This is a genomic window from Prevotella sp. MGM1, from assembly GCF_002933775.1.
Taxonomy (GTDB): domain Bacteria; phylum Bacteroidota; class Bacteroidia; order Bacteroidales; family Bacteroidaceae; genus Prevotella.
In genome coordinates this window covers 1-3,099 of sequence record NZ_BEWV01000179.1, presented here as the reverse complement: position 1 = coordinate 3,099, position 3,099 = coordinate 1, and the positions used below count along the sequence as shown (strand labels likewise).

General features: G+C 56.0%; 2 protein-coding genes. Both read right to left on the bottom strand.

Going from position 1 to position 3,099, the window contains the following annotated elements; genetic code table 11:
- Nucleotides 1–1,949 (bottom strand): LTA synthase family protein (locus MoGM_RS06980; RefSeq protein WP_104369389.1); only part of this gene is annotated, 1,949 nt, incomplete at its 3' end.
- Between the two features lie 2 nt (nt 1,950–1,951).
- Nucleotides 1,952–3,099 (bottom strand): glycosyltransferase family 87 protein (locus MoGM_RS06975; RefSeq protein WP_104369388.1); only part of this gene is annotated, 1,148 nt, incomplete at its 5' end.

The window sequence follows — 3,099 nt, the reverse complement described above, 5'->3', positions numbered from 1 at the left end:
GTCATATACTGTTGTATGATTGCTTTCACCTCACGCTCCATCTGTCCCTGTTCGGCCACATGCCCTACAAGGTTTTCCTTGAGCAGCGAGTCGGTGCGATAGCGGTATACGGCCTTCGTATTCCTGCCGTCGAACTGCAACAGATAGTCTCCCTTCACATACTGGTATATACCGTTGAGATAGTTCACCGCCCACGTGTCGGCGGCCGGTGTGGCAAGCAGGTCGCAACCGAAAGCCACGTAAGGCCGGTCGTAGCCCAGATAGCCGAGCACCGTTGGCATGATGTCTGTCTGCTGGGCTATGCCGTCACGCATGCCCGGAGTTATGCCGCCGCCCGGGTCGAAGAATATCACAGGCGAGCAAAAACCGCCGAGGTCTGTCTGGTAATAGGCGTGGTCGCTCAGGTTCGTGTGGTCTGACGTGATGACAAAGAGCGTGTTCTCGTACCACGGCTGGCGGCGGGCCGTCTCGAAAAAGCGGCGCAGGGCGTTGTCAGTATACCGTATGCACTTGTGAATCACGATGCCCTCTTCCGGATATACATCCTTATACTCTTCGGGCACGGCATAGGGGTGATGCGAGGAGGCGGTGAAGACGGCCGACACAAACGGCTGTCTGAACTCCGACATCTTCAACGCATAGAATTGCAGGAACGGCTCGTCCCATATAGCCCACGTGCCGTCGAAGTCGTCGTCGCCGCGGAAGCGCTTGTCCTCGTTAAACTCTGTGCGCCCGAAATAGTCGGTAAATCCCGTTGTGCGGGCAAAGGCCTGGAAGCCCATCGACCCATTCTCGGCCCCGTGGAAGAAAGCCGAGTAATAACCCTTGTTCTTCAATTCGCCCGCTATTCCGCTCACGTCGTTCATTGATGATGGAGTGAGGAAAAACGGTTCGACGAACATCGGTATGCCGGATAGTATGCTCGGCATGCCGTCTATGCTCTTGCGTCCGTTGCAATATGAGTACATCCACGTGGCACTGTGCCGCATGAGCGAGTCGGTGAACGGGGTGTAGCCTTTGTACTTGCCGTCATCGAGCCACTTGTTGAACCCGCCTATATACTCCCGTCCGAAACTCTCCACTATGAGCACCACCACGTTTTTCTTTCTCTCCGCGGCGTCCGCACGCGGCGTGTGCACCGGCGAGTATATCCGTTCAAGCTCCTGCGGACTATAATAATCGGGCACGGTGAATATCTGTTTGTTGAACGTCCGTATCAGAGAGAAAGGAGTGTTGAGCACCAGGGCCGCTTCCAGCGGCCGGTCGACATACTGATTTGCGTTGCTGATGGTTATCGGCCGCACGGCGGTTGTGGCTCCGCCGCGCATCCCGCATACGCAGAGCGGCACGAAAAGTACGAGAAACAATGTGTTCACGCCATAGTATGCCGCCATTTTCCGCCATCTGACAGGACGGCGCAACCCCTCGGGCACTCCCTTTTCCGGACTTACGTAAAGCCGCCACAGCCCGTAAACGACCAGCACCGCGAGCAGCACGAGATACCAGTGGCGCATGAACTCCACCGCCACGACCTTGCCTATGTTGCCCTCGTTGCCGAACTCGGAAAACACGGTTACCGTCGTCCGCCGGCCGGTATACTTGAAATACACGGCGTCGGCAAGGTTAATGGCTACGCACAGGCCGTTGAAAACGATGAACACGAGGCGCGCCGCACGCTGCCAGACAGCCGTCTCTTTCCAGTGGAGCGGCAATATCATCATCACGATATACAGAGCGTTTGTATACAGGATGGCCGACGTGTCGAACATCCACCCGCCGCGCAATATCTCGGCCATGGCACCCCATGTCAGGTTGGGAGCGAACGTGCTCCAATTCTCCAACAAATAGGCTATACGGCATATCCCGTATGCCACGTATACGAGTGCGAGATTGAGCATCATGCTCAACGGCGCGCGCAGAATGCCGCCGCTGTTTACAATCGGTTTCATATTCATTGTCTTTTATCGGGTTGCATGTCTCCTTTTGGCAAGTTGCCGGCCACGGGCATCCCGGCATAGTCGCGCGTCATCATCTCATACACGAGTTTCAGCCATATCAGCACGCAAGGCAACGCTTTGAGGGCATATGGCTGCACGTATGTCTTGCGGATGAAAGCCGGGAACAGGTCGGACGGCGACATACTGGTGAGTATGAAGGCGAAAACCATCAGCGCGATGTCCGCCCGGCCGCGCTTCCACGGAGCCGACACATACCATATCGCCGCTCCAAGCAACGCTATGATGTATGAGCTTGACTCGCTGCCGGTGCTGAACAGCACCACAAACAGCAGCACGGAAGCAAGTAAGGCATGGCGGAAAGCGAGGTTTCGGTATTGCCCTATGCGCAAATAAGGAAGCGCGAAAGCGGCCAGTCCGGGCACGATAAGCCACAGGTCGGAATACGACAGGCATCCGGTCAGCTTGCGCACAAGGCCGAGCAACGATATGTTCTGCCCGCCGCTAAGCAGGTTTTCAGAGTTCTTCTCGCCAAGACAGAGCGCCCATTCACGGTATTGCTCCACTATATATTCCGGACTGCTGATGGCCATCGGCAGCACAAAGAGCAGCGCCGACCACCCGACAAACGACAGGATGAAGCGCGATTTGTCGCGGGAGAAAAAGAAAAACGCCAGTCCCACTATCCCGTAGAGCTTGACAAACGTGCCAAGCAGGATGAGAAACGCGGCCGTGGCATCGCGCCCCCGCTGTATGCAGCAGAACGAGCCGATGATGATTGCGGCGATGGCTATGTTGAACTGGCTCATGAACAGGGCCGTGAGCAACTCGTGGGCGCAGAACCAGTAGATGAATACCAGCTTGCCCCATGGCAGCGACAGCCGTCCGACCGCATAGTAAAGGAGAACAGCCATGACCGTAAGCCAGAGTATGAGGCCCGCCGGATGCGGAAGAACGGCAAACGGAGCTATCACCATACTGAACAGCGGCCCGTAATGATTGAGGTCGAAATACTCCGCCGGATACGGCTCATATAGCGGCATCCCGTTCCACGTATGCACGAAAACACCCTTGAATATCAGAAAGTTATTGCACTTGTTTATCTTCAACAAGCCCGATATGACAGGCAGAAGAAGCCACAGCC